Source organism: Pseudomonas sp. LS_2 (assembly GCF_042709235.1).
In the GTDB taxonomy this organism is placed as follows: Bacteria; Pseudomonadota; Gammaproteobacteria; order Pseudomonadales; family Pseudomonadaceae; genus Aquipseudomonas.
On record NZ_JAVAYC010000005.1, the window covers coordinates 88713 to 111482 of the forward strand.

At 63.3% G+C, this 22770-nt stretch carries 21 protein-coding genes; 10 read left to right on the plus strand and 11 right to left on the minus strand.

Annotated elements, in window-relative coordinates; all coding sequences use genetic code 11:
• Positions 1–105: 105 nt before the first annotated feature.
• Positions 106–663, minus strand: coding sequence for an L-threonylcarbamoyladenylate synthase (locus tag RAC97_RS06420; protein ID WP_375098429.1), 558 nt, complete (start codon positions 661–663; stop codon positions 106–108).
• 37 nt (positions 664–700) lie between these two features.
• A complete protein-coding gene (gene dprA, locus RAC97_RS06425) occupies positions 701–1798 on the minus strand; it encodes a DNA-processing protein DprA (RefSeq protein ID WP_375098430.1) in 1098 nt (365 codons plus the stop codon).
• Positions 1799–2006: 208 nt separating this feature from the next.
• Between dprA and def the strand changes: the two genes are divergently transcribed.
• The 5 genes from def to RAC97_RS06450 are packed head-to-tail and all read left to right on the plus strand — an operon-like array spanning position 2007 to position 6536.
• Positions 2007–2513, plus strand: coding sequence for a peptide deformylase (gene def, locus RAC97_RS06430; RefSeq protein ID WP_375098431.1), 507 nt, complete (start codon positions 2007–2009; stop codon positions 2511–2513).
• A gap of 59 nt (positions 2514–2572) precedes the next feature.
• The gene (fmt, locus tag RAC97_RS06435) at positions 2573–3505 is read left to right on the plus strand and encodes a methionyl-tRNA formyltransferase (protein WP_375098432.1); all 933 of its coding nucleotides are present in this window, start codon (positions 2573–2575) and stop codon (positions 3503–3505) included.
• Positions 3502–4812, plus strand: coding sequence for a 16S rRNA (cytosine(967)-C(5))-methyltransferase RsmB (rsmB, locus tag RAC97_RS06440; protein ID WP_375098433.1), 1311 nt, complete (start codon positions 3502–3504; stop codon positions 4810–4812). Before fmt ends, rsmB begins: the two co-directional genes overlap by 4 nt.
• Before the next feature lie 24 nt (positions 4813–4836).
• A complete protein-coding gene (gene trkA, locus RAC97_RS06445; RefSeq protein ID WP_375098434.1) occupies positions 4837–6210 on the plus strand; it encodes a Trk system potassium transporter TrkA in 1374 nt (457 codons plus the stop codon).
• 11 nt (positions 6211–6221) lie between these two features.
• On the plus strand, positions 6222–6536 hold the full coding sequence (locus tag RAC97_RS06450) for a tetratricopeptide repeat protein (protein ID WP_375098435.1): 315 nt from the start codon (positions 6222–6224) through the stop codon (positions 6534–6536).
• Between the two features lie 149 nt (positions 6537–6685).
• On the opposite strand, the gene RAC97_RS06455 is transcribed toward RAC97_RS06450, so the two are convergent.
• On the minus strand, positions 6686–7573 hold the full coding sequence (locus tag RAC97_RS06455; protein ID WP_375098436.1) for a lysophospholipid acyltransferase: 888 nt from the start codon (positions 7571–7573) through the stop codon (positions 6686–6688).
• A 40-nt stretch (positions 7574–7613) separates the two neighbouring features.
• A complete protein-coding gene (locus tag RAC97_RS06460) occupies positions 7614–8165 on the minus strand; it encodes a DNA-3-methyladenine glycosylase I (RefSeq protein WP_375098437.1) in 552 nt (183 codons plus the stop codon).
• Positions 8166–8248: 83 nt separating this feature from the next.
• Between RAC97_RS06460 and glyQ the strand changes: the two genes are divergently transcribed.
• Genes glyQ through RAC97_RS06480 form a run of 4 tightly spaced genes read left to right on the plus strand, consistent with a single transcriptional unit; the run spans position 8249 to position 12610 of the window.
• On the plus strand, positions 8249–9196 hold the full coding sequence (gene glyQ, locus RAC97_RS06465) for a glycine--tRNA ligase subunit alpha (RefSeq protein ID WP_003253126.1): 948 nt from the start codon (positions 8249–8251) through the stop codon (positions 9194–9196).
• Entirely contained in the window at positions 9193–11247 is a 2055-nt protein-coding gene (gene glyS, locus RAC97_RS06470) for a glycine--tRNA ligase subunit beta (protein WP_375098438.1), read from the plus strand. Before glyQ ends, glyS begins: the two co-directional genes overlap by 4 nt.
• 3 nt (positions 11248–11250) lie before the next feature.
• Entirely contained in the window at positions 11251–11781 is a 531-nt protein-coding gene (gene gmhB / locus RAC97_RS06475) for a D-glycero-beta-D-manno-heptose 1,7-bisphosphate 7-phosphatase (RefSeq protein ID WP_375098439.1), read from the plus strand.
• A 58-nt stretch (positions 11782–11839) separates the two neighbouring features.
• Positions 11840–12610, plus strand: coding sequence for a lysophospholipid acyltransferase family protein (locus tag RAC97_RS06480; RefSeq protein WP_375098440.1), 771 nt, complete (start codon positions 11840–11842; stop codon positions 12608–12610).
• A gap of 292 nt (positions 12611–12902) precedes the next feature.
• Here the strand turns inward: RAC97_RS06480 and RAC97_RS06485 are convergent, their stop codons facing one another.
• On the minus strand, positions 12903–14522 hold the full coding sequence (locus tag RAC97_RS06485; RefSeq protein WP_375098441.1) for an MFS transporter: 1620 nt from the start codon (positions 14520–14522) through the stop codon (positions 12903–12905).
• Between the two features lie 97 nt (positions 14523–14619).
• On the minus strand, positions 14620–16269 hold the full coding sequence (locus RAC97_RS06490) for a GMC family oxidoreductase (RefSeq protein WP_375098442.1): 1650 nt from the start codon (positions 16267–16269) through the stop codon (positions 14620–14622).
• A gap of 196 nt (positions 16270–16465) precedes the next feature.
• On the opposite strand from RAC97_RS06490, the gene RAC97_RS06495 reads away from it, so the two are divergent.
• The gene (locus RAC97_RS06495) at positions 16466–17353 is read left to right on the plus strand and encodes a LysR family transcriptional regulator (protein WP_375098443.1); all 888 of its coding nucleotides are present in this window, start codon (positions 16466–16468) and stop codon (positions 17351–17353) included.
• Here RAC97_RS06495 and RAC97_RS06500 read toward each other — a convergent pair.
• The 5 genes from RAC97_RS06500 to RAC97_RS06520 form a co-directional block, all read right to left on the minus strand.
• Positions 17342–18160 carry a sulfite exporter TauE/SafE family protein gene (locus RAC97_RS06500; RefSeq protein WP_375098444.1) on the minus strand — a complete coding sequence of 273 codons (819 nt, stop codon included), beginning with the start codon at positions 18158–18160 and terminating at the stop codon, positions 17342–17344. The genes RAC97_RS06495 and RAC97_RS06500 overlap by 12 nt on opposite strands.
• Positions 18161–18181: 21 nt before the next feature.
• A complete protein-coding gene (locus tag RAC97_RS06505) occupies positions 18182–19066 on the minus strand; it encodes an MBL fold metallo-hydrolase (protein WP_375098445.1) in 885 nt (294 codons plus the stop codon).
• A gap of 233 nt (positions 19067–19299) precedes the next feature.
• Entirely contained in the window at positions 19300–20115 is an 816-nt protein-coding gene (locus RAC97_RS06510; protein ID WP_375098446.1) for a hypothetical protein, read from the minus strand.
• Positions 20116–20145: 30 nt separating this feature from the next.
• Positions 20146–21741 (minus strand): asparaginase domain-containing protein, encoded by a 1596-nt coding sequence (locus RAC97_RS06515; RefSeq protein ID WP_375098447.1) that lies wholly within the window; start codon positions 21739–21741, stop codon positions 20146–20148.
• A gap of 37 nt (positions 21742–21778) precedes the next feature.
• Positions 21779–22663: a hypothetical protein gene (locus RAC97_RS06520; RefSeq protein ID WP_375098448.1), complete on the minus strand. Its 885-nt coding sequence runs from the start codon at positions 22661–22663 to the stop codon at positions 21779–21781.
• Between the last annotated feature and the right edge of the window lie 107 nt (positions 22664–22770).

The following is a 22770-nucleotide window of genomic DNA, read 5'->3' on the forward strand; positions in this document are numbered from 1 at the left end:
CTTGCCCGCGAACACGGGCTACGCCCGTGCCATTCCACCGCGGTGCTTCATTCGCGGGCCAGCCCGCTCCTGCAGGGTCTGCACTGCCATCACGATTCGGTATATTCAGCCGGGCCGAACCACTTCTCCAGTCGCCAGGTTACGAATAACGCTAGGGTTCTTGCGCCCACCCAAGGCGCCCCCCAGCACCAGGTCGAGGTCACCCCGGAAATACTGCTCCACCCGCAACCGAGTCTTGGCCGCAGGGCGCCCGCCTGGGTTGCAAGAGGTGGAAATCAGCGGCCCCACCAGGGCGCACAACTCACGCACCAGCGGGTGATCACTGACCCGCAGCGCCACGGTGTCGTGCTGGCCAGTCACCCACTCGGGCAGCAGGTCCTGGTGCGGCACCAGCCAGGTGTTCGGGCCCGGCCAGGTAGCGCCCATGCGGTCGATCCAGTCCTGGGGGAAGTCTTCGAACAGGAAGTCGAACTGGCGGATGTTGTCGGCGATCAGGATCAAGCCCTTGTCCACAGGCCGCGACTTGAGCGCCAGCAGGCGATACACCGCGTCCTCGTTCCAAGGGTCGCAGCCCAGGCCCCAGACCGCCTCCGTGGGGTATGCGATCACCGCGCCCGCCCGAACCTCACGTGCGGCTTGCTGCACACGCCAACTGCTCACCATTGTTGTCTCTCCGCGTAAAGGCTGAGGCGCAGTTTACTTAGCCGGGCCGGGCAAACCAACGCCCGGCTTCACTGCTGACCCTTCCGGCAAGCTCAAGTTCGCTGAGGCTGGCCAGCACCTGCGGCACTGGCTGGCCGGTATGGCGGGCGAGCCCTTCGGTGGTCTGCGGTGCGGCGATGAGCAATGCCAACAGCGGGTGGATGGGTTCGTCGGCAGGGGCGGGGGGCAGGTTCTGCCAGCCGCGCAGGCTTTCGAGTATCTGCTCGACGCTTTCCACCAACAGCGCACCATCGCGGATCAACTGATGGCAACCCTTGGCGCCGGGGTGGTGGATCGACCCTGGAATGGCGTACACCTCGCGCCCCTGTTCGGCCGCCAGGCGCGCGGTAATCAACGAGCCACTGGCGGGGCTCGCCTCTACCACCAGCACGCCGAGCGACAGCCCGCTGATGATGCGGTTGCGCCGGGGGAAGTTGGCCGGTTGCGGGTCGGCATCCAACGGGAACTCCGAAACCAGGGCGCCGCCACGCTCGACCATCGCGTCGGCCAAGCGACGGTGGCGCTGTGGATAAAGTTTTTCCAGGCCCGTGCCAAGCACGCCAATGGTGCTGCCGCCAGCCTCCAGTGCCGCGCGATGAGCGGCACCGTCGATGCCGACCGCAAGGCCGCTGGTGATGCTGAAACCGGCCCGGCACAGACAGCGCGCAAACGCGCCCGCCGTGTCCAGCGCCGGGGGCGTGGCACGGCGGCTGCCGACAATCGCCAGCTGCGGGCGCTCCAGCAAAAGCGGGTCGCCCGCCACGAACAACAGCGGCGGCGCATCGTCGATTTCACCGAGCAAAGCAGGGTAGCCAGGGCTGTCCCACATCAGTAAATGCTGGCCCGAACGCTCTAACCAGGCCATCGAGGCGCTAGCGCCATCGCGCACTTCAGGGTGCCGGCGGGCCTCGGCACTGGCCTGCGGTATGCCCAGGCTACGCCAGGCGCTGGCGGGTGCGGCAAGTGCGGAACTTGCGCTGCCGAACGCTTCGACGAGGGTACGAAAGCGGCGCAGGCCTACCTCGGGAAGGCGATGCAGGCGCAATCGGGCTTCCAGTTCAGCAGGCGAACAAGAGGGAGAAAACGAGGTGCTCATGGCGGATCTTCCTTGACCAGCGAGAGGCCATCCACGTGGCGCATCCTGTGGATAAATTTGTTGATAATACTTTGACAAGCTGTCGATGAGAGAGGGCATCGTGCCCTCCAACAAACCTTAGCCGAGCAATCCCAGGTGCCGAATCCGCCAATACCCTTTATTATGTGTGCTCAGTTTTCAACCAACACACAGTGACTGCCTGACCCCTATGGCCATTCTGAACATTCTCGAATTCCCTGACCCGCGCCTGCGCACCCTCGCCAAACCGGTGACCGAGTTCGACGACGCCTTGCGCCAGCTGATCGACGACATGTTCGAAACCATGTACGAAGCGCCTGGCATCGGCCTGGCCGCCACCCAGGTGAACGTGCACAAGCAGGTCGTGGTGATGGACCTGAGCGAAGACCGCAGCGAACCACGGGTCTTCATCAACCCCACGGTCGAAGAGCTGACCAACGACATGGGCCAGTACCAGGAAGGCTGCCTGTCGGTACCTGGCTTCTACGAGAACGTCGACCGTCCCCTGCGCGTGCGGGTCAAAGCCCAGGACCGCGACGGCAAGCCTTATGAGCTCGAAGCAGAAGGCCTGCTGGCGGTGTGCGTGCAGCACGAGTTCGACCACCTCAACGGCAAGCTGTTCGTCGACTACCTGTCCCAACTCAAACGCGACCGGATCAAGAAGAAGCTGGAAAAGCAGCACCGCCAGCAAGCCTGATCCCCACCTTCCAAAGGCTTGCTCCGGCAAGCCTTTTTCTTTTCGCAAGCGAGAACTCCATGCGTATCGTCTTCGCAGGCACTCCAGAGTTTGCCGCCGAACACCTCAAGGCCCTGCTCGACAGCCCCTACGAGATCGTGGCTGTCTACACCCAGCCCGACCGCCCGGCCGGCCGTGGCCAGAAGCTCATGCCCAGCGCAGTCAAGGCACTGGCAGTGGCACACGATATCCCGGTGTTCCAGCCGCCAACCTTGCGCAATGCCGAGGCCCAGGCTGAACTGGCCGCGCTCAAGCCCGACCTGATGGTGGTGGTGGCCTATGGCCTGATCCTGCCGCAAGCCGTGCTCGATATCCCGCGCCTGGGCTGCATCAACAGCCACGCCTCGTTGCTGCCACGCTGGCGTGGCGCGGCGCCGATCCAGCGCGCCGTCGAAGCGGGCGATGCTGAAAGCGGCGTGACCGTGATGCGCATGGAGGCGGGCCTGGACACCGGTCCCATGCTGCTCAAGGTCACCACCCCAATCAGCGCCGAAGACACTGGCGGCACCTTGCACGACCGCCTCGCCCAGATGGGCCCGCCTGCCGTGGTCCAGGCCATTGCCGGCCTGGCCGACGGCTCGCTGCAAGGCGAAGTGCAGGATGATGCCCTGGCCACCTACGCGCACAAGCTGAACAAGGATGAAGCCCGCCTGGACTGGAGCCGCCCGGCTATAGAGCTGGAACGCCTGGTTCGTGCCTTCAACCCCTGGCCGGTGTGCCACAGCACCCTCGACGGCGAAACCGTGAAGGTGCTGGCGGCAACGTTATCCACAGGAACGGGCGCGCCCGGCGAGATCCTCGGCGCCAACAAGGACGGCCTGGTGATCGCCTGCGGTGACCAAGCGCTGAGCCTCACCCGCCTGCAACTGCCAGGTGGCAAGGCGCTGGCCTTCAGCGACCTGTTCAACAGCCGCCGCGAGAAGTTCGCCAGCGGCAAGGTGCTCGGCCAATGAACCCACGCCTGGCCGCCGCTCGGGCCCTCGCCGCCGTGCTCAGCGGCAAGGCCTCGCTGAACAGCGCTCTACCCGCGCAACTGGACAAGGTCGAGGAACGCGACCGTGGTTTGGTCCAGGACCTGGCCTTCGGCACCGCCCGCTGGCAGCCTCGCCTGGAACTGCTGGCCGCACAGCTGTTGCAGAAGCCCTTCAAGGCCGCCGACGCCGACGTGCAGGCACTCCTGCTGGTGGGCCTGTACCAGCTGTTCTATACGCGCATCCCGGCCCACGCCGCCCTCGGCGAAACGGTCGGCTGTGCCGACAAGCTCAAGAAGCCTTGGGCCAAGGGCCTGCTCAATGCCGTGCTGCGCCGTGCCCAGCGCGAAGGCGAGGCGCTGCTGGCCGACATGCAGCGCGACCCAGTGGTGCGCACCGCACACCCCCGCTGGTTGCAGAAAGCCCTTAAGGCCTTCTGGCCCGAGCAGTGGGAAGCCATTTGCGCCGCGAACAACGCACACCCGCCAATGATCCTGCGGGTCAACCGCCGCCACCCTGGCCGCGACGCCTACCTGGCGCTGCTGGCCGAGGCGGGTATCGCCGCCACTCCTTGCCAATACAGCCGTGATGGCGTCGTCCTGGATGAAGCCTGCGACGTACGCGGCTTGCCGGGCTTCGCCGACGGCTGGGTAAGCGTGCAGGACGAAGCCGCGCAGCTGTCCGCCGACCTGCTGGAACTGGCGCCCGGCCAACGCGTGCTGGATGCCTGCTGCGCCCCAGGTGGCAAGACCTGCCACCTGCTCGAGGCTGAACCTGGCTTGGCCCAGATGGTCGCCATCGACCTGGAAGCCAAGCGCCTGGCGCGAGTGCGGGAAAACCTCGACCGTCTCAAGCTCGACGCCGAGCTGATCGCCTGCGATGCCCGCGACACTGCCAGTTGGTGGGACGGCAAGCCGTTCCAGCGCATCCTGCTCGACGCGCCGTGCTCGGCCACCGGCGTGATCCGCCGTCACCCGGACATCAAGCTGACCCGCCAGGCCGACGACATCCCCGCCCTGGCTGCGCTGCAAGGCGAGCTGCTCGACGCCCTGTGGCCGACCCTGGAAGTGGGCGGCATGCTGCTGTACGCCACCTGCTCCAGCCTGCCCACGGAAAACACCGACGTGATCGACGCCTTCCTCGCCCGCACCCCCGGTGCCCGCGAGCTGGACCTGGCCACCGAGGCCGGCCTGCGCCAGCCTCATGGACGCCAATTGCTGGCCCAGGAAGGCGGCCACGACGGTTTCTACTATGCCAAGTTGATCAAGATCGCCGCCTCGCGCGCGTAAGAACAAGAATGTAGGGAGTAACGGATGAAGATCATCATCCTCGGCGCAGGGCAGGTAGGCGGCACGCTGGCAGAACACCTGGCCAGCGAAGCGAACGACATCACCGTGGTCGACACCGATGGCGACCGCCTGCGCGACCTCGGCGACCGCCTCGACATCCGCACCGTGCAGGGCCGTGGCTCGCTGCCCACGGTGCTGCGCCAGGCCGGCGCCGACGACGCCGACATGCTGGTGGCGGTGACCAACAGCGACGAGACCAACATGGTGGCCTGCCAGGTGGCCTATTCGTTGTTCCACACCCCGACCAAGATCGCGCGGGTGCGCGAGTCGGCCTACCTCACCCGCGAGGAGCTGTTCGACAACGACCATATCCCGGTCGACGTGCTGATCAGCCCCGAGCAGGTGGTGACCAACTACATCAAGCGCCTGATCGAGCACCCCGGTGCCTTGCAGGTGATCGACTTCGCCGAGGGCAAGGCCCAGCTGGTGGCGGTGAAGGCGTACTACGGCGGTCCGCTGGTGGGCCAGCAACTGCGCCAGATCCGCGCGCACATGCCCAACGTCGACACCCGCGTGGCGGCGATCTTCCGCCGTGACCGGCCGATCAAGCCCCATGGCGACACGGTGATCGAGGCCGACGACGAGGTGTTCTTCATCGCCGCGAAGAAGGACATCCGCGCAGTGATGGGCGAATTGCGCCGCATCGATGAAACCAACAAGCGTGTGGTGATCGCCGGTGGCGGTCAGATCGGCGAGCGCCTGGCCGAGGCCATCGAGAGCCGCTACCAGGTGAAGATCATCGAGATGAACCCGGCACGCTGCCGCTACCTTTCCGACACCCTGGAAAGCACCGTGGTGCTGCAAGGCAGCGCTTCGGACAAGGACCTGATGCTGGAGGAAAACATCGCCGAGGCGGATATCTTCCTGGCGCTGACCAACGACGACGAGGCCAACATCATGTCGTCGCTGCTGGCCAAGCGCCTGGGCGCGCGCAAGGTGATGACGCTGATCAACAACCCGGCCTATGTCGACCTGGTGCAAGGCGGCGACATCGACATCGCCATCAGCCCGCAGCTGGCGACCATCGGCACCTTGCTGGCCCACGTGCGCCGAGGCGACATCGTCAGCGTGCACTCGCTGCGCCGCGGCGCGGCCGAGGCCATCGAGGCGGTGGCCCATGGCGACTCGAAGTCGAGCAAGGTGATCGGCAAGGCCATCGAGCACATCGCCTTGCCGCCGGGCACTACCATCGGCGCGATCATCCGCGACGAAGAAGTGCTGATCGCCCACGACGACACGGTGATCGAGCTGGGCGACCATGTGATTCTGTTCGTTGTGGATAAAAAGCACATTCGCGACGTGGAGAAGCTGTTCCACGTGGGCTTGAGCTTCTTCTAGGGAGAGAGACGATGCGCGAATCGCTGGAGAAGATGCTGGCCAAGGGTGTGGATAACGCCCTGTTGCGCTTTGGCCTGGGCAAGGCCTGGCTGGACGAGGGCAACGGCGCAGAGGCGGCCGCGCACCTGGCGCGCTGCGTGGAGCACGACCCTAAGTATTCAGCGGCGTGGAAGCTGCTGGGCAAGGCGTATCAGTTGCAAGGGAATAAAGAGGCGGCGCGCAAGGCTTGGGAAGACGGCATCGTCGCGGCCCAGGCCCATGGCGACAAGCAGGCCGAGAAAGAGATGGCGGTGTTTCTGAAAAAACTCAACAAAACCCACAGCTGACGCCGCTCCTACAAGTTTACCCACATCCCTCAGGCACGCCGTAATACCTGTGGGAGCGGGTTTACCCGCGAACCGGGGCAAAGCCCCGGCCACTCACTGCGGTGCCTGCTTCGCGGGTAAACCCGCTCCCACAGGGTCCGGTGAAAACCTCAGTACCAGCGCGCCTCGCCCGCAGGCCGTTTCTTGAAGCGCTTCATGCTCCACATGTACTGGCTCGGGTACTCACGCACATAACGCTCGACCACCCGGCTCATGGCCGCCGCCGACACGTTCACGTCGGTGCTGTACATCTCTTCCGGCGCCGCTTCCAGGAAGACCTTGAACCCCGACCCATCCGGCAGCCGCAGGGCATGCAGGAACACCCCCACCGCCTTGCCACCGGCCAGCATGTTCGGCACGAACTTGCTGGTCAGCGCCTGGGTGCCGAGGAACGGCACGAACACCCCGGCGGACTCTGCCGGCTCCGGGTCGGCGGGAATGCCCACCTGGCCACCCCGGCGCACTTCCTTGATCACGCTGAGAATGCCTTCCTTGGTGGACGGCGCCACGCGGTTGCCCATCTGCACCCGCTGCTCGCGCAACAGGTCGTCCACCGCCTTCAACTTGGGCGGGCGGTAGAAGATGATCGGCTTGCACTGGTTGCAATAGAAGTGGTTCAACACCTCCCAGTTACCCAGGTGGCTGGTGATGCCGACCACGCCCTTGCCCGAGGCCAGGGCCTGTTCCAGCACTTCCAGGCCGTGCACTTCCTTGACCAGCTCCAGCGAGCGCTGCGGCGGCCAGATCCATGCGCAGGCGCTTTCCACGAACGACTTGCCGATGTCTTTCAGGGCACGGCCCACCAGTTGCTCACGCTCGCCCGGGTCCATCTCCGGGAAGCACTTGGCCAGGTTGATGCGCACCACGTTGCGCGAGCCGTTGGGCACTTTCCACATCAGCCAGCCAATGCCGGCACCCACACGCTGCACCGCGCCCCAGGGCAGCTTGGCGAACATGCGCAGCACCCCGACCATCACGGCGCCCTTGAACTTTTCCACGGGCAATTCCTTATTTCTGCAAGGCGCGCATTGTAACGCTTCAGCGCGCCAGCGCGGCGTAGCGATCGCAATCGGTGGTGTGGTCCATGACCATGCCGGTGGCCTGCATGAAGGCGTAGCAGATGGTCGGGCCGACGAAGGTGAAGCCCTTCTTCTGCAACGCCTTGCTCATGGCCTTGGCCTCGTCGGTAACTGCCTGCATCTCTGCGCGGCCCTTGAAATGGTTGATCTTCGGCGTGCCGCCGACGAACGACCACAGCCACTCGGCCGGGTTTTCCAGGGCCAGCCAGGCCCGCGCGTTGCGCCGCGCGGCATTGACCTTCAGGCGGTTGCGGATGATGCCAGGGTCGAGCAGCAGTTCCTCGATGCGCTCGTCGCTCATCTGCGCCAGTTGGTGCGGATCGAAGCCGAACATCACCTTGCGGTAGTGCTCGCGTTTGCGCAGCACGGTGATCCACGAGAGGCCGGCCTGGAACCCTTCGAGCAAAAGCATCTCGAAGAGCAACGCCGGGTCACGCTGGGGCGTTCCCCATTCCTGGTCATGGTAGGCCTGGTACAACGGATCGTCGGTACACCAAAAGCAGCGTGGCATAAGGCTCCAATGAGTAGAGGGCGAGGCGAATCGGGTTATACTCCCGCTCTTTACATCCGCATCCCCAGATACAGGTGAATTTCGTGAGCCAGCCTACGCCAGCCGTGCGTACCTTCCAAGACCTGATCCTCGCCCTGCAGAACTACTGGGCAGCTCAAGGTTGTGTGGTACTTCAGCCCTACGATATGGAAGTAGGCGCCGGCACTTTCCATACCGCGACCTTCCTGCGCGCCGTCGGCCCCGAGACCTGGAACGCCGCCTACGTGCAGCCCAGCCGTCGCCCCGCCGACGGGCGGTATGGCGAAAACCCCAACCGCCTGCAGCACTACTACCAGTTCCAGGTTGTGCTCAAGCCGAACCCGGCCAACTTCCAGGAGCTGTACCTGGGCTCGCTGAAAGCCATCGGCCTGGACCCGCTGGTGCACGACATTCGCTTCGTCGAAGACAACTGGGAATCGCCGACCCTGGGCGCCTGGGGCCTGGGCTGGGAAATCTGGCTGAACGGCATGGAAGTGACCCAGTTCACCTACTTCCAGCAGGTCGGCGGCATCGAGTGCTACCCGGTCACCGGTGAAATCACCTATGGCCTGGAGCGGCTGGCCATGTACATCCAGGGTGTCGACTCGGTGTACGACCTGGTGTGGGCCGACGGCCCGTTCGGCAAGGTCACCTATGGCGATGTGTTCCACCAGAACGAAGTGGAGCAGTCTACCTACAACTTCGAGCACGCCAACGTCGACAAGCTGTTCGAGCTGTTCGACTTCTACGAAAGCGAAGCGAACCGCCTGATCAAGCTTGAACTGCCGCTGCCGACCTACGAAATGGTGTTGAAGGCCTCCCACACCTTCAACCTGCTGGACGCCCGCCGCGCCATCTCGGTGACCGAGCGCCAGCGCTATATCCTGCGTGTCCGTACCCTGGCCCGGGACGTGGCGCAAAGCTACCTGCAAGCCCGTGCACGCCTGGGCTTCCCGATGGCTACCCCTGAACTGCGTGACGAAGTGTTGGCGAAGCTGGAGGCTGCACAATGAGTGCTCAAGATTTCCTGGTTGAACTGGGCACCGAAGAGCTGCCACCCAAGGCTCTCGCCACCCTCGGCGACGCCTTCCTGGCAGGCATCGAGAAAGGCCTGCAGGCCGCTGGCCTGAACTACACCGGCAAGTCCGTGTACGCCGCGCCGCGCCGCCTGGCCGTGTTGATCCGTCAGCTCGACGTGCAGCAGCCCGACCGCAGCATCAATATCGACGGCCCGCCCCTGCAAGCGGCGTTCAATGCCGAAGGCCAACCGACCCAGGCGGCCCTGGGTTTTGCCAAGAAGTGCGGCGTAGAGCTGTCGGAAATCGACCAGAGCGGCGCCAAGCTGCGCTTCTCCCAGCACATTCCAGGCAAGGCCACCGCCAGCCTGCTGCCGACCATCGTCGAAGACTCGCTCAACGACCTGCCGATTCCCAAGCGCATGCGCTGGGCCGCCAGCCGTGAAGAGTTCGTGCGTCCGACCCAGTGGCTGGTAATGCTGCTGGGCGAGCAGGTGGTCGATTGCACCCTCCTTTCGCAGAAAGCCGGACGCCAATCCCGTGGCCACCGCTTCCACGCACCGCAGAACATCACTATTTCCGCCCCGGCCAATTACGTCGAAGACCTGCGCAAAGCCTACGTGCTGGCCGACTTCGCCGAGCGCCGCGAGCTGATCGCCAAGCGTACCGCTGAACTGGCCATGCAGCAGGAAGGCACCGCCATCGTGCCGCCTGCGCTGCTGGATGAAGTGACCGCGCTGGTCGAATGGCCAGTGCCGCTGGTGTGCTCTTTCGAGGAACGTTTCCTCGAAGTGCCGCAGGAAGCGCTGATCACCACCATGCAGGACAACCAGAAGTACTTCTGTCTGCTGGACAGCGAAGGCAAGCTGCTGCCGCGCTTCATCACCGTGGCCAACGTCGAGAGCCGCGACCCGCAGCAGATCGTGCAGGGCAACGAAAAGGTCGTGCGCCCGCGCCTGACCGACGCCGAGTTCTTCTTCAAGCAAGACAAGAAGCAACCGCTGGAAAGCTTCAACGAGCGCCTGAAGAACGTGGTATTCCAGGCTCAGCTGGGCACGGTGTTCGACAAGGCCGAGCGCGTTTCCAAGCTGGCTGCCTTCATTGCCCCACGCATTGGCGGGAACGCCGAGCGCGCCGCCCGCGCAGGCCTGCTGTCCAAATGCGACCTGGCCACCGAGATGGTCGGCGAATTCCCTGAAATGCAAGGCATCGCCGGTTACTACTACGCCCTCAACGACGGCGAGCCGCAGGACGTCGCCCTGGCCCTGAACGAGCAGTACATGCCGCGCGGTGCCGGTGCCGAATTGCCAGAAACCCTGACCGGTGCCGCGGTGGCAGTGGCCGACAAGCTCGACACCCTGGTGGGTATTTTCGGCATCGGCATGCTGCCCACCGGCAGCAAGGACCCTTACGCCTTGCGCCGTGCGGCCCTGGGCGTGCTGCGTATCCTGATCGAGAAGCAGCTGGACCTGGACCTGAACGAGGCCGTCGATTTCGCAGTCAAGCAGTACGGCGCAAAGGTCAAGACCGCAGGCCTTGCCGAGCAGGTGCTGGAGTTCGTCTTCGACCGCCTGCGTGCACGTTATGAAGATGAAGGCGTGGACGTAGCCACTTACCTGTCGGTACGTGCGCTCAAGCCGGGTTCGGCACTGGACTTCGACCAGCGCGTGCAGGCCGTGCAGGCCTTCCGCAAGCTGCCGGAAGCCGAGGCCCTGGCCGCAGTGAACAAGCGCGTGTCGAACCTGCTGAGCAAGGCCGAGGGCGCTATCTCGGAGCAGGTGGAGCCGAAGTACTTCGACAATGCCAACGAGTTCTCCCTGTACTCGGCGATCCAGCAGGCCGACCAGGCCGTGCAGCCAATGGCTGCCGCACGCCAGTACAGTGAGTCGCTGGCCCGCCTGGCCGCACTGCGCGACCCCGTCGACGCCTTCTTCGAGGCCGTGATGGTCAACGCCGAGGACGCCAAGGTGCGCGCCAACCGTTATGCCCTGCTCAGCCGCCTGCGCGGCCTGTTCCTGGGCGTGGCCGATATCTCTTTGCTGGGGTAAGCCTTGAAACTGCTGATTCTCGATCGAGACGGGGTGATCAACCAGGACTCCGACGCCTACATCAAGTCGCTGGAGGAATGGCTGCCCATTCCTGGCTCGATCGAGGCCATCGCGCAGTTGAGCAAGGCGGGCTGGACGGTGGCAGTGGCCACCAACCAGTCCGGCATCGCCCGTGGCTATTATTCGTTGGAAACCCTTGAGGCCATGCACGCGCGGCTGCGCGCGCTGGTGGCCGAGCAGGGCGGCGAGGTCGGCCACATCGTGTATTGCCCGCATGGCCCGGATGACGGCTGCGATTGCCGCAAGCCCAAGCCCGGCATGCTGCAAGCAATCGCCGAGCATTACCAGGCCGATCTGGCAGGTGTATGGTTTGTCGGCGACAGTAAAGGTGACCTCGAGGCTGCCCTGGCCGTCGATGCACAACCCGTGTTGGTGAAAACCGGCAAGGGCGAGAGAACGCTGAGCAAAGGCGTTCCAGAAAATGTATTGATATTCGATGATTTGGCGGGTATCGCCAGAGAACTTACTCATTAGTGCGCCGACCGGCGCACTTTTCCCAAGGCGGGCACGTCCCGCAACGGTACATGCCACTATGTCGATCCTGCAGGCGATCAGAGTTTTTCTTTTTTACCTGCTGTTGGGTACCAGTTCGTTGCTGTGGTGCTCGCTGAGCTTTTTCGTTGCACCATTCCTGCCATTCGCCAAGCGCTACCGGTTCATCAACGTGTACTGGTGCCGCTTCGCGGTGCTGTTGGCGGAGGTAATCCTGGGCATCCGCTACAAGATCACCGGCGCCGAGAACGTGCCGCAGACGCCCTGCGTGATCCTCTCCAACCACCAGAGCACCTGGGAGACGTTCTTCCTGTCGGCGTATTTCTCGCCCCTGAGCCAGGTGCTCAAGCGTGAACTGCTGTACGTGCCGTTCTTCGGCTGGGCGATGGCCATGCTGCGGCCTATCGCCATTGACCGCAGCACCCCCAAGGAAGCCCTGCGCCACGTGGCGAGCAAAGGCGACGAGCTGCTCAAGCAAGGCGTGTGGGTGCTGATTTTCCCGGAAGGCACGCGCGTGCCGCACGGCCAGGTGGGCAAGTTTTCCCGCGGCGGTACCGCATTGGCAGTGAACGCCGGGCTGCCGATACTGCCGGTGGCGCACAATGCCGGCAAGTTCTGGCCCAAGTCGGGCTGGGGCAAGCGTTCGGGCACCATCGAGGTGGTAATCGGCGAGCCGATGTACGCAGAGGGCACTGGACCACGGGCAATCGCTGAGCTGAACGATCGCGCCCAGGCGTGGAACGAGGCGGCTCAGCGGGCAATGGGTTCGCTGCCACCGACACCGGAAAACGCACCCCAGCCGGTTATCTGACGATCTGTGGATAACGTGTTAGCAGTTTTGGGATTACCCGTTGCTAAAGTTCGTTAACTGATTGATTTGCATATTTATTTCTTGCATAAGCAGTTTTTCGAAAATCGTGCATAAGTTTTTTCGAGCTATAAAAAAACCGGCTTTTACGCCGGTTTTTTCTTGGGTTCGCGGTGGGTTCTTCGCGGGTAAACCCGCTCCCACAGGTTCAGCTGCGGCCTTGAGGGCGGTGCAGTACCTGTGGGAGTGGGTTTACCCGCGAATAGGCCGGTAGATTCAGCCCAAAACCCCGCTGTCAGACTTTGTCGATATCCACATCGCGGGTCTCTTTCAGGCAGAACATCCCTACTACGAGGCTCACCCCGGTAATCAGCACCGGGTACCACAGCCCATAGAAGATATCCCCGGTGTACACCACCAGCGCGAACGAAACGGTCGGCAGGAAGCCACCGAACCAGCCGTTGCCGATGTGATAGGGCAGGGACATCGAGGTGTAGCGAATGCGCGTCGGGAACAGCTCTACCATCACCGCTGCCAGTGGGCCGTAGGTCATGGTCGCGATCAGGATCATCGCCACGATCAGCACCACCACCATCACCTCGTTCACCTGCGAGGCATCGGCCTTGGCTGGATAGCCGGCTTCGGCGATCGCTGCACGCATGGCGGCTTCGTCGAAGCCATTGATGGTCTTGTCGCCGATGCTCACCGAAACATCGCTGCCACTGGTACTCGCGGAGCTATACGGCAGGCCCTGCTTGACCAGGAAGGTCTTGACCTTGTCGCATGGGCTGTCGAAGCGCGCCTTGCCTACCGGGTCGAACTGGAAGGTGCAACCCTGCGGGTCGGCATGGACCACGATCGGCGCCTGGCGGCTGGCACTATCGATCTGCGGGTTGGCGTAGTGGCTCAGGGCCTTGAACATCGGGAAGTAGCACACCGTGGCCAGCAACAGGCCAAGCATCAGGATCGGCTTGCGCCCCACGCGGTCGGACAGCCAGCCGAAGAACACGAAGAACGGCGCACCGATGATCACGCTGATGATCAGCAAGGTGTTCGCCTGGGCCGGGTCCATCTTGAGCATCTGCGTCATGAAGAACAGCACGTAGAACTGCGCCGTGTAGAAGGTCACGGCCTGGCCTGCGTTGATGCTGAACAGGGCAGTGAGCACCACCTTGAGGTTCGGCCAGGAGGTGAACGACTCACGAATCGGCGACTTGCTCACCTTGCCCTGGGCCTTCATTTTCACGAAGGCCGGCGACTCGTGCATGCTCATGCGGATCCACGTGGAGATCGCCAGCAGCACGATCGACAGCAGGAACGGCAAGCGCCAGCCCCAGGTTTCGAACTGATCGCCACTGATGTAACGGCTGGCCAGCACCACCACCAACGAAAGCAGCAGGCCCAAGGTAGCGGTGGACTGGATGAACCCGGTGTGGAAGCCACGCTTGCCAGGCGGTGCGTGCTCGGCCACATAGGTGGCCGCGCCGCCGTACTCACCGCCAAGGGCCAGGCCCTGGAGCATGCGCAGAATCACCAGGATGATCGGCGCGGCAATGCCGATACTGGCGTAGGTCGGCAACAGGCCGACGGCGAAGGTGGAGACCCCCATCAGCACGATGGTCACCAGGAAGGTGTACTTGCGCCCGATCATATCCCCCAGGCGGCCGAACACCAACGCACCGAAGGGCCGTACCAGGAAGCCCGCAGCGAAGGCCATCAGCGCGAAGATGAACGCCGTGGTGTCGTTGACCCCGGCGAAGAACTGCTTGCTGATGACGGCGGCCAGTGCGCCATAGAGAAAAAAGTCATACCACTCGAACACCGTCCCGAGGGATGACGCGAAAATGATCTTGCGTTCCTCACGTCGGCTGGTGCTGGGCGCAGCCGCGCTTTGCTCTTGGATGTAATCCGACATCGTTGCTGTCCTCGGCCCGCAGGCCACAGTGATTATTCTTTTTGTTCCACTGTCGACGGCTTTCGACCGCAAGCCGCCGGTGTTGCACGCACCCGGGTCAGGGCGTCGGTATTGCGCTGGTTTCGCTGAAGTTGGTCTGCGTGGGAGCCCCCTTGAGGATCAATTGCGCCGCCTTCTCGGCGATCATCAATGTAGGTGAACAGGTATTGCCGGAGACGATCTGCGGCATGATCGAAGCGTCGGCCACCCGCAAGCCGGGTACACCGTGGACGCGCAGCTGGCTGTCGACGACGTCCAGCGGCCCGTTGCCCATGCGGCAGGTGCCGACGGGGTGGAAGATGGTGGTGCCGATTTTCCCGGCGGCCTCGTGCAGTTCCTCCTCGGTATGCAACGTGGGGCCTGGCAGGTACTCACGCGGGGCGAAGGCGGCGAGGGCAGGGGCCTGGACGATACGCCGGGTGATGCGAATGGCATCGGCGGCAACGCGAAGATCCTGCGGGTCGCTGAGGTAGTTGGGGTCGATCAGCGGTGCCGCCGCTGGGTCGGCCGAGCGAATGTCGATGCGGCCACGGCTGGTCGGGCGCAGGTTGCAGACCGAGGCGGTAAACGCCGGGAAACGGTGCAGCGGCTCGCCAAAACGCTCCAGCGATAACGGCTGCACGTGATATTGCAGGTTGGCGCTGGGCTGGTCGGGGCTGGAGCGCACGAACGCGCCCAGTTGGCTTGGCGCCATGGCCAACGGACCGCTGCGGGCATACAGGTAGTGCAGGCCCATGCCTAGCTTGCCCCACAGGTTATTGGCCATCTGGTTAAGGGTACGGGTGTTCTGAACCTGGTAGATCAGCCGCAGTTGCAGGTGGTCCTGCAAGTTGCCCCCAACACCGGGCAACTCGTGGCGCACACCAATGCCGAGGCCTTCGAGCAGTTTGCGTGGGCCAATGCCTGAGCGCTGAAGAATACCGGGCGAGCCGACCGAACCTGCGCAGAGAATGATTTCGCGGCGTGCCGCGAACTCCCGCCACGCACCTTGGTGGCGGGCTTTCACTGCCGTGGCACGGGTGTTGTCCAGCAGCACCCTGTCGACCTGTACGTCGGTCAGCACGGTCAGGTTGGGCCGATGCCGTATGGGCCGCAGGAAGGCCTTGGAGGCATTCCAACGCACGCCACTGCGCTGGTTGACTTGGAAATATCCACAGCCTTGGTTGTCACCGGTATTGAAGTCGTCGACCTTGGCGATGCCGGTCTGCTCGGCAGCGTCGCGGAAGGCGTCGAGAATCGGCCAGCTGTAGCGCTGGCGTTCGACCCGCCATTCGCCATCGCCGCCATGGCTTTCGCTGGCACCACCAAAGTGGCTTTCGCTGGCCTTGAATAGCGGCAAAACGTCCTTCCAGGCCCATCCTTCATTGCCTTGCTCGGCCCAGCGGTCGTAGTCGCCGGCTTGGCCACGCATGTAGATCATGCCGTTGATGGAAGAGCTGCCGCCCAGCACCCGGCCACGCGGGTAGCTCAGGCTCCGACCCTCAAGGCCAGGTTGCGCTTCGGTCTTGAAGCACCAGTCGGTGCGTGGGTTATTGATGCAGTAGAGGTAACCGACGGGGATGTGGATCCACGGGTAATTGTCGCGACCACCTGCTTCCAGCAACAGGACGCGGCAGGAAGGGTCGGCGGAAAGACGATTGGCCAGCAGGCAGCCGGCAGGTCCAGCGCCTACGACCACATAGTCGAAGACAGAATCGGCTGATGGCATATGCAACCTCGCGCCTGATTATTGTTCTTGTCCCGATCCATCTTATTGATTAATTTCGTGGACGAAACACGAGATTTTGCGCAGCCGTTGTGCGTTTTAGCACAGCGCTGGCCACGGTCCCGCTCCCGCGGGCCCTGCTCGATGTGCACAGCCATGAGCCGAGAAAGGCCCGCATGAACAACAAAAGAGGGAGCCCATGTTCGATTGGAACGACCTGCGGTTTTTCCTGGAGTTGCAGCGCAGCGGCCGCCTGCTGACTGCGGCCAAACGTCTCAACACTACCCACAGCACCGTGGCCCGGCATATCGAGAACATCGAGCAGAGCCTGGGCACACCACTTTTCGTGCAGCATGCCCAAGGCTACGAATTGACGCCCTCCGGCCATGCCCTGCTCAAGCATGCCGAGGCAATGGAGAACGTCGCGCTGCTGGCCCAGGAAGAAATCACCCAGGCCATTGCCCCGCTGGGCAAGATTCGCCTGGGAGTGACCGAGGGCATCGGTATCGCTTTCTTTACCCCACGCCTGAACGCGTTGTTCGAACGCTACCCCGGCCTTGAGGTGGAACTGGTGGCCGTGCCGCGCTTCGTCAGCATCCTCAACCGCGAAGCAGAAATCAGCGTGCACCTGGAGCGGCCCAACGCCGACCTGCTGATCACCCGCAAGCTCACCGACTACCGCCTGGCGCTGTATGCCAGCCAAGCCTACCTGGACCGCGCGCCGCCCTTGCGCCACCGCGAGGACCTGGCCAAACACAGCTGGATCGGCTACGTCGACGACCTGCTGTTCAGCCAGGAACTGCTGTTCCTCAACAGCTTCTGCCGGGCGCCCAACGTGGTCTTCCGCAGCACCAGCGTGATCGCCCAGCAGCGGGCCGCGCAGGCAGGGCTGGGCATCGCCGTGCTGCCCAACTTCATGGCTCGCCACGACCCGACGCTGGTGCGCGTGCTGCCCAGCGAGACCATCCAGCGCAGCTACTGGATCAGCACCCGGCGCGAGCTGCACAAGTCGGTGCGCCTGCGCGTGGTATGGGACTACCTGTTGGCACTGTGCGCCGCCCAGCAGGACGAGCTACTAGCCGAGTAGTGCCTTGCCCGCCAGCAACAGTGCAGCGCTGAAGCCCGCCACGGCGAACAGCTGCTGCAAACGCGGGCCGGCCAGCTTCGCCGCCAGCGGGCGTGCCAGCAACAGGCCAAGTACGGCGCCCAGGGCAAAGGGCGCACCCACCCACCAGTGCATCACCCCCGTCAGGCTGGCGGTGACCACACTGCCTGTGGACACCAGGGCGATCACCGCCAGCGAGGTGGCGACGATACTCTTCATGTTCAGGTTGGTATAGCGGCCCAAGGCAGGCACGATCACGAAGCCGCCGCCCACGCCCAGCAAGCCGGAGAGCAGTCCCGAAAGCATCCCAGTGAACGCCAGCGCCTTGGCACAGGGCAGGGTCCAGCGCAGGCGCCCCTGCAGTGGGTTGAGCACGCACGGCATGATCTGGCGGTCGCCACAGGGTGACTCGCCGCGCAACTCGCGGGCCGCCTTGCGCCAGATACGCAGGCAGGCATGAACCAGCACCCCGGAGAACACCAGAGCGAGCGGCGTGTTAGGCAAACGGTGTGCGAGCATCAAGCCGAACGGCGTGCAGGCGATACCGATCGAGGCAATGAACAGTGCTGCGCGATAACGCACCAGGCCTTGGCGCAACCCAAGCCCCGCGCCGACGGCGGCCGCCATCCCCACGGCCAGCAGGCCGACAGGCGCCGCCTCGACCATGGAAAAGCCCAGGCCGAAGACCAGCAGCGGCACCGCGAGAATGCCTCCACCCGCACCGGTAAGCGCCAGCACCGCACCGATCAAAGCCCCCAGACCAGCGCCGAGAAACTGCTGTTCGATCACTGAATACCCCTGCGACCGGCCCTACAACACATTCAGGGGCACCTTGAGGTAGCGCACGCCGTTTTCCTCAGGCTCAGGCAATTGCCCACTGCGCATGTTCACCTGCACCGATGGCAACATCAGCACCGGCATGTCCAGCGTGGCATCGCGGGCTTCACGCATGGCCACGAAGGCGTCTTCGCTGACGCTGTCGTTGATATGCACATTGTCGGCACGCTGCTCGGCCACTGTGGTCATGTAACGCAGCTCGCGCCCGCCGGGCAGGTAGTCGTGGCACATGAACAGGCGAGTCGAGGCGGGGAAGGCCAACAGGCGCCGGATCGAACGATACAGCGTGCGCGCATCAGCGCCAGGGAAATCGCAGCGCGCGGTGCCGTAGTCGGGCATGAACAAGGTGTCGCCGACGAATATTGCGGTTTCGCCGGCATCCTCGATCGCATAGCTCATGCACGCCGGAGTATGGCCAGGCGTATGCAGGGCGCGCGCGCGCAGGTTGCCGATCAGGAATGCTTCTTCATCCTGGAGCAGCACGTCGAACTGGCTGCCGTCGCGGGCGAAACCCGGCTCGGCGTTGAATAGTACGCCGAATACCTTTTGCACTTGGGTGATGTGCGCACCAATCGCTATCTGGCCGCCGAGCCGCCCCTTGAGGTAGGCCGCCGCCGACAGGTGATCGGCATGCACATGGGTCTCGAGAATCCACTCTACCTCGGCGCCCAGTGCCTCTACCCGAGCGACCAGCTTGTCGGCGCTGGCATAGCCGGTGCGGCCGGATTTCGGGTCGTAGTCCAGTACGCTGTCGACCAAGGCACATCGCCGTGTCTCACGGTCCATGAGCAGGTAGCTGATGGTCGAGGTCACCTCGTCGAACAAGGCTTCCACGTGCAGGTTGTTGCCGATGTTCATCGCATTCTCCAAATTTTCCACCGCACCTTTATAGAGGTGTAGGCAGTAAACAGGTTTGACTCAGATGCATGAAACAGCATCAACGTAAGAAGCACCGCGAATTATGGACGCTGCTGCGGGTGCGCTCAATGGCGTGGAAGGGGCGGCGAGGAGGGGCGTCACGAGGTTGATCGAATGTTCCACGTGGAACAGGCAGCCTGGACACCGATTACAGTGCCCAGGCCGCTGTGCCCTTAGATGATATTCACGCCTGTATCAGGGACGAACATGAAGCAGTAGAACTCGTAGCTGGCCACCAGTTCGTTGGTATTGGTGTTCGAGATAGGTCCCTGGTTGACCGTCCAGTTTGCTGTGGCCGGGTTGGTGATCGGATTGCCAGCGAAGTCAAAGTTGGTGACCTGGTCATTACCATCCTTCTGCGACCAGGAGTCACAGCCGCCTGCCGAGTTGTCGCAACGCGCCCAGTGGTAATCGCCGGGCCAGTTGGCGTCGCCGGCAGGGGAAACCATCAACGCCACGAAATGCCCGCCCAGGGCGCCGACGCCAACACCCACGCCACCGGGGTTGGTGCCTTGCTTGCTCGACTTGAACTTCATCAATTCAGCCATGTTCATGCCCGCCATCACCAAGCCGTCTTTTACGGCATAGCTGCTGACGACATCGCCGAGGCCTGCGACGGACTTGCTGAAGTCAGCCGAGGTCAGCAGGTAGCCGCTTTGACGACCGGGCTGTGGGAATGTGTTGGGGGTGATGTTGCAGCCATAGGCATAGCAGTTGTTATTGGGCTGAAACTTGTAAGACATGAAGTTGCCTTGGCAATCCTCCGCCGGGTTGTATCCCCCAGCCGACCCACCCACCACGGTTGGCGCGTATTTCTGCACGCCAATGGTCTGCGCTTGCGGATAGACGATGTTCACGTTAACCACCGTCGGGGCGATGTAGTGCTCATCGGGCGCAGCCAACAGCGCCGCATCGGTGATGATCTGATGGAACTGGTCCTGGGGGGCTACCCTGCCACTGAGCTTGAATTGCCGCGCAAGTAGAGACATCGCTCGATCCTCTCGTAAGGTGTGATTGCGTCATACAGCCGGGTACAGCGTTGCGGCGATGGTGTTCGCCGAGTAGTTCAACACGTGCAACTTCAAGGTACTGGCCGCCGGCGTGGCGGCCACATAGCGACCGGTCAGCGTCAGCCGTGAGGAGGCACCGGCCGGGTTGCCGGTATTGGTAGCCCACAAGGCCTGGTTGTCGCGTCCGTAGAACACCAGGTTGCCGTCGTCCTGCATCACCAGTCGACCGGGCATTGCGTTAGCGCTGGGAGCGGAGGGCAGTTGCCACAACGGGCTAGCGGCGCCCGCCCCCGTCAGTACGGGGCCAAGCTCAGGGTCGTTGAGCAACTGCGCGCTGCCATCAAGGGCCGTGATCGACTGGCCTGGCAGCAAGGTGGTATTGCGTCGGCTGTCGAGCTGGTTGACGCTGAGCATCTCGCCGGCAAGGTCGGTCTGGAACAGGTCCTGTACCTGGCTGCGGGTCCAGCCGTTGTAGCTGGCCGAGGCCGTGAGAATCATCAGTTTGGCCAGCGCGGACATCGGCGTCATGTCCGCAGGCGCCAGGGCGCCCACCTGAGGCAACCACGCACCGGCGGCGTAGGCACTGCTATTCACCATGGCAGACAGCACCTGAGTGCAGTCGACAATGTTCACCCCTTGTTCGTTGGCCAAATCCAGTGCCTGGTAGATCGCCCCCTGACTTGGGTTGTCCGGGTTTCCAGACGGGAAGTTACCTTCGCCGTAGGACGCCAGAATGATTCCCGTAGCACCTGCCGCGACCACCGCATCGATCAAGCCGGCCATGAACGACTTGGCCGGGCTCTGGCTGTAGTACGCCGGAAAAGCATTGAGCTGCATGACCGGGAAATTATTGATGGAAGCAGTGACCGCCGCCAGCGTCGCCTGCTGCGCCGCCAGTACCGTCGCGTCATCCAGGCTGACACTGCTGTGCACCGGCCCCGGCAACCAGTTGGCATTGTTCAACGTCAGCGCCACCCCATATTCGGCCAGGACGGGGTAATTGGGCGAGCTGAATGCATTGAATTCGCTGGCGTTGGTCTTCACCGCGCGATTGCCGCGGTACAGGTGGTTCTGGAAATACACACCGACTTCCGCAATGCCGCTTTGCGCCATGGCTACCGCGCCGCAGACATTCTGGAAGGCGTCGGTGTTGAAATTCAAAGTAAGCGGGGAACTGCTGTTGGCCTGGTAGTACAGCGGCACCTGCGACCCTGTGATGATCACCGGCTTGCTCAGCACAGCCGTACCGACGCCGCGGCTATCGAAGCTGTTGAGCAGGAACGACAGCGCCGTGCCGCTGAAGTCCATGCTGTCGGTACCATGCAGCACGACGAAACCATCGTAGGCTGCATAGTTGTCGAGGATTCCCTTGGCCATGATGCACCAGTCGGTCGGCTGCAGGTTGGTGCTGTCGAGGGTCTTTGTGCTGGACTCAGGGAAGGTGACCGACGTCAGGTAATCTACCTGCAGGTCAGTGAATTGCTGTTGCAGGATAGGGTCGATGAGTTGCTGGCTGGCGCTGGCGAACTGCTCGGCGGACATGGGCGCCAGCGGGTTACCCACGCAACTGATGGTACCGCCGGTGTTGATGACTGCAATTTTCATGAGCGTGCATCCTCTGCTCGGCTTCGATGGGCTCGGCTCAGTGACTCAGCAAGATCTTGCGCAAGCGCGCGAAGGACGGCGGCGTGGTTTTGCGCAGGTGCAATTCGCTGAGGCTTACCACCGGGGCCATGGCAATGGCGAACGCCGCGCCCAGCTTGAGCTGATCGGAGAACCAGGGCGCCTCGTAGGCGGGGGTGGTCGACCAGTTCTGGCGGATCTCATCGCTTTCCAGGTTGACGATGTTGGTGAACGCCGTAGAGGGGTCGCTAGGCGTCTTGCGGAACTGGATGGCGATCGAGGCCAGTTCAACCAATTCCTGGTGGGTGAAGGGCAGGGCGGCATCGCGAATCTGCCGAGGCGGTTGCTCCTGGCGACGCATGATGCAGTAAACGGTCTGACCGCCGCAGGTTGGGTCGCGTTGGAACAGTTGCAAGGTATAGGGCTGGTTGGTCGCCAACGCCTTGCCGGCACCGTCGAAACTCAGGCCGAACATGCCGCGGTTCTGCTGGTTGGGGTCGCCCTGCAGCAGCGACAGCTTGGCCTCGCTGACTTTGCTACCCAATTGGTCGATGCAGGCGTGCAATTGCTCGGCGTTCTCTTTCGAGGTGCTGTTGTCTGGCGGGTTCGCGCCCTGGGCATAGATCCGGTAGTTGTCGGCCAACTGAGCCGCCACGATGGTGAAGAACGCGCTGATGCAGCTTGGGCTGTCCAGGTGCGCGATGGTCGCCGTGGTTCGGTCGCCATGGCTGGCCACCACCACGGTGATGATGCAGGAGGTGGCGCTGTCGGAGTAGCACGTGAATGGACGGCCAGATGCCAGCTCGAAGGTCTGGTAATTGCCTTGGTCGACGTACACGAAGCCCAAGGCGGGCGGATTTACCGGTGCGTGGTTGTTCAATTCGAAAGAGACGTCGACTTTCATGGCTTGGCTCCCTGGATGCGCAGCGGGTTGTTCGCGAACTCGCCGTTTAGCCGGTACTGGCACATCAGCTCGTCGCGACTGGCGGAGTGAGACAACAAGTGCGAGCC

Excerpts from the sequence above, each read along its gene's own strand:
- RAC97_RS06420 (WP_375098429.1), bottom strand. The coding sequence starts at position 663 with ATGGTGAGCAGTTGGCGTGTGCAGCAAGCCGCACGTGAGGTTCGGGCG.
- RAC97_RS06515 (WP_375098447.1), bottom strand. The coding sequence starts at position 21,741 with ATGAAAATTGCAGTCATCAACACCGGCGGTACCATCAGTTGCGTGGGT.
- rsmB (WP_375098433.1), top strand. The coding sequence starts at position 3,502 with ATGAACCCACGCCTGGCCGCCGCTCGGGCCCTCGCCGCCGTGCTCAGC.
- RAC97_RS06480 (WP_375098440.1), top strand. The coding sequence starts at position 11,840 with ATGTCGATCCTGCAGGCGATCAGAGTTTTTCTTTTTTACCTGCTGTTG.
- fmt (WP_375098432.1), top strand. The coding sequence starts at position 2,573 with ATGCGTATCGTCTTCGCAGGCACTCCAGAGTTTGCCGCCGAACACCTC.
- RAC97_RS06450 (WP_375098435.1), top strand. The coding sequence starts at position 6,222 with ATGCGCGAATCGCTGGAGAAGATGCTGGCCAAGGGTGTGGATAACGCC.
- RAC97_RS06505 (WP_375098445.1), bottom strand. The coding sequence starts at position 19,066 with ATGAACATCGGCAACAACCTGCACGTGGAAGCCTTGTTCGACGAGGTG.
- RAC97_RS06485 (WP_375098441.1), bottom strand. The coding sequence starts at position 14,522 with ATGTCGGATTACATCCAAGAGCAAAGCGCGGCTGCGCCCAGCACCAGC.
- def (WP_375098431.1), top strand. The coding sequence starts at position 2,007 with ATGGCCATTCTGAACATTCTCGAATTCCCTGACCCGCGCCTGCGCACC.
- RAC97_RS06520 (WP_375098448.1), bottom strand. The coding sequence starts at position 22,663 with ATGAAAGTCGACGTCTCTTTCGAATTGAACAACCACGCACCGGTAAAT.
- glyS (WP_375098438.1), top strand. The coding sequence starts at position 9,193 with ATGAGTGCTCAAGATTTCCTGGTTGAACTGGGCACCGAAGAGCTGCCA.
- RAC97_RS06490 (WP_375098442.1), bottom strand. The coding sequence starts at position 16,269 with ATGCCATCAGCCGATTCTGTCTTCGACTATGTGGTCGTAGGCGCTGGA.
- dprA (WP_375098430.1), bottom strand. The coding sequence starts at position 1,798 with ATGAGCACCTCGTTTTCTCCCTCTTGTTCGCCTGCTGAACTGGAAGCC.
- RAC97_RS06495 (WP_375098443.1), top strand. The coding sequence starts at position 16,466 with ATGTTCGATTGGAACGACCTGCGGTTTTTCCTGGAGTTGCAGCGCAGC.
- RAC97_RS06510 (WP_375098446.1), bottom strand. The coding sequence starts at position 20,115 with ATGTCTCTACTTGCGCGGCAATTCAAGCTCAGTGGCAGGGTAGCCCCC.
- RAC97_RS06460 (WP_375098437.1), bottom strand. The coding sequence starts at position 8,165 with ATGCCACGCTGCTTTTGGTGTACCGACGATCCGTTGTACCAGGCCTAC.
- trkA (WP_375098434.1), top strand. The coding sequence starts at position 4,837 with ATGAAGATCATCATCCTCGGCGCAGGGCAGGTAGGCGGCACGCTGGCA.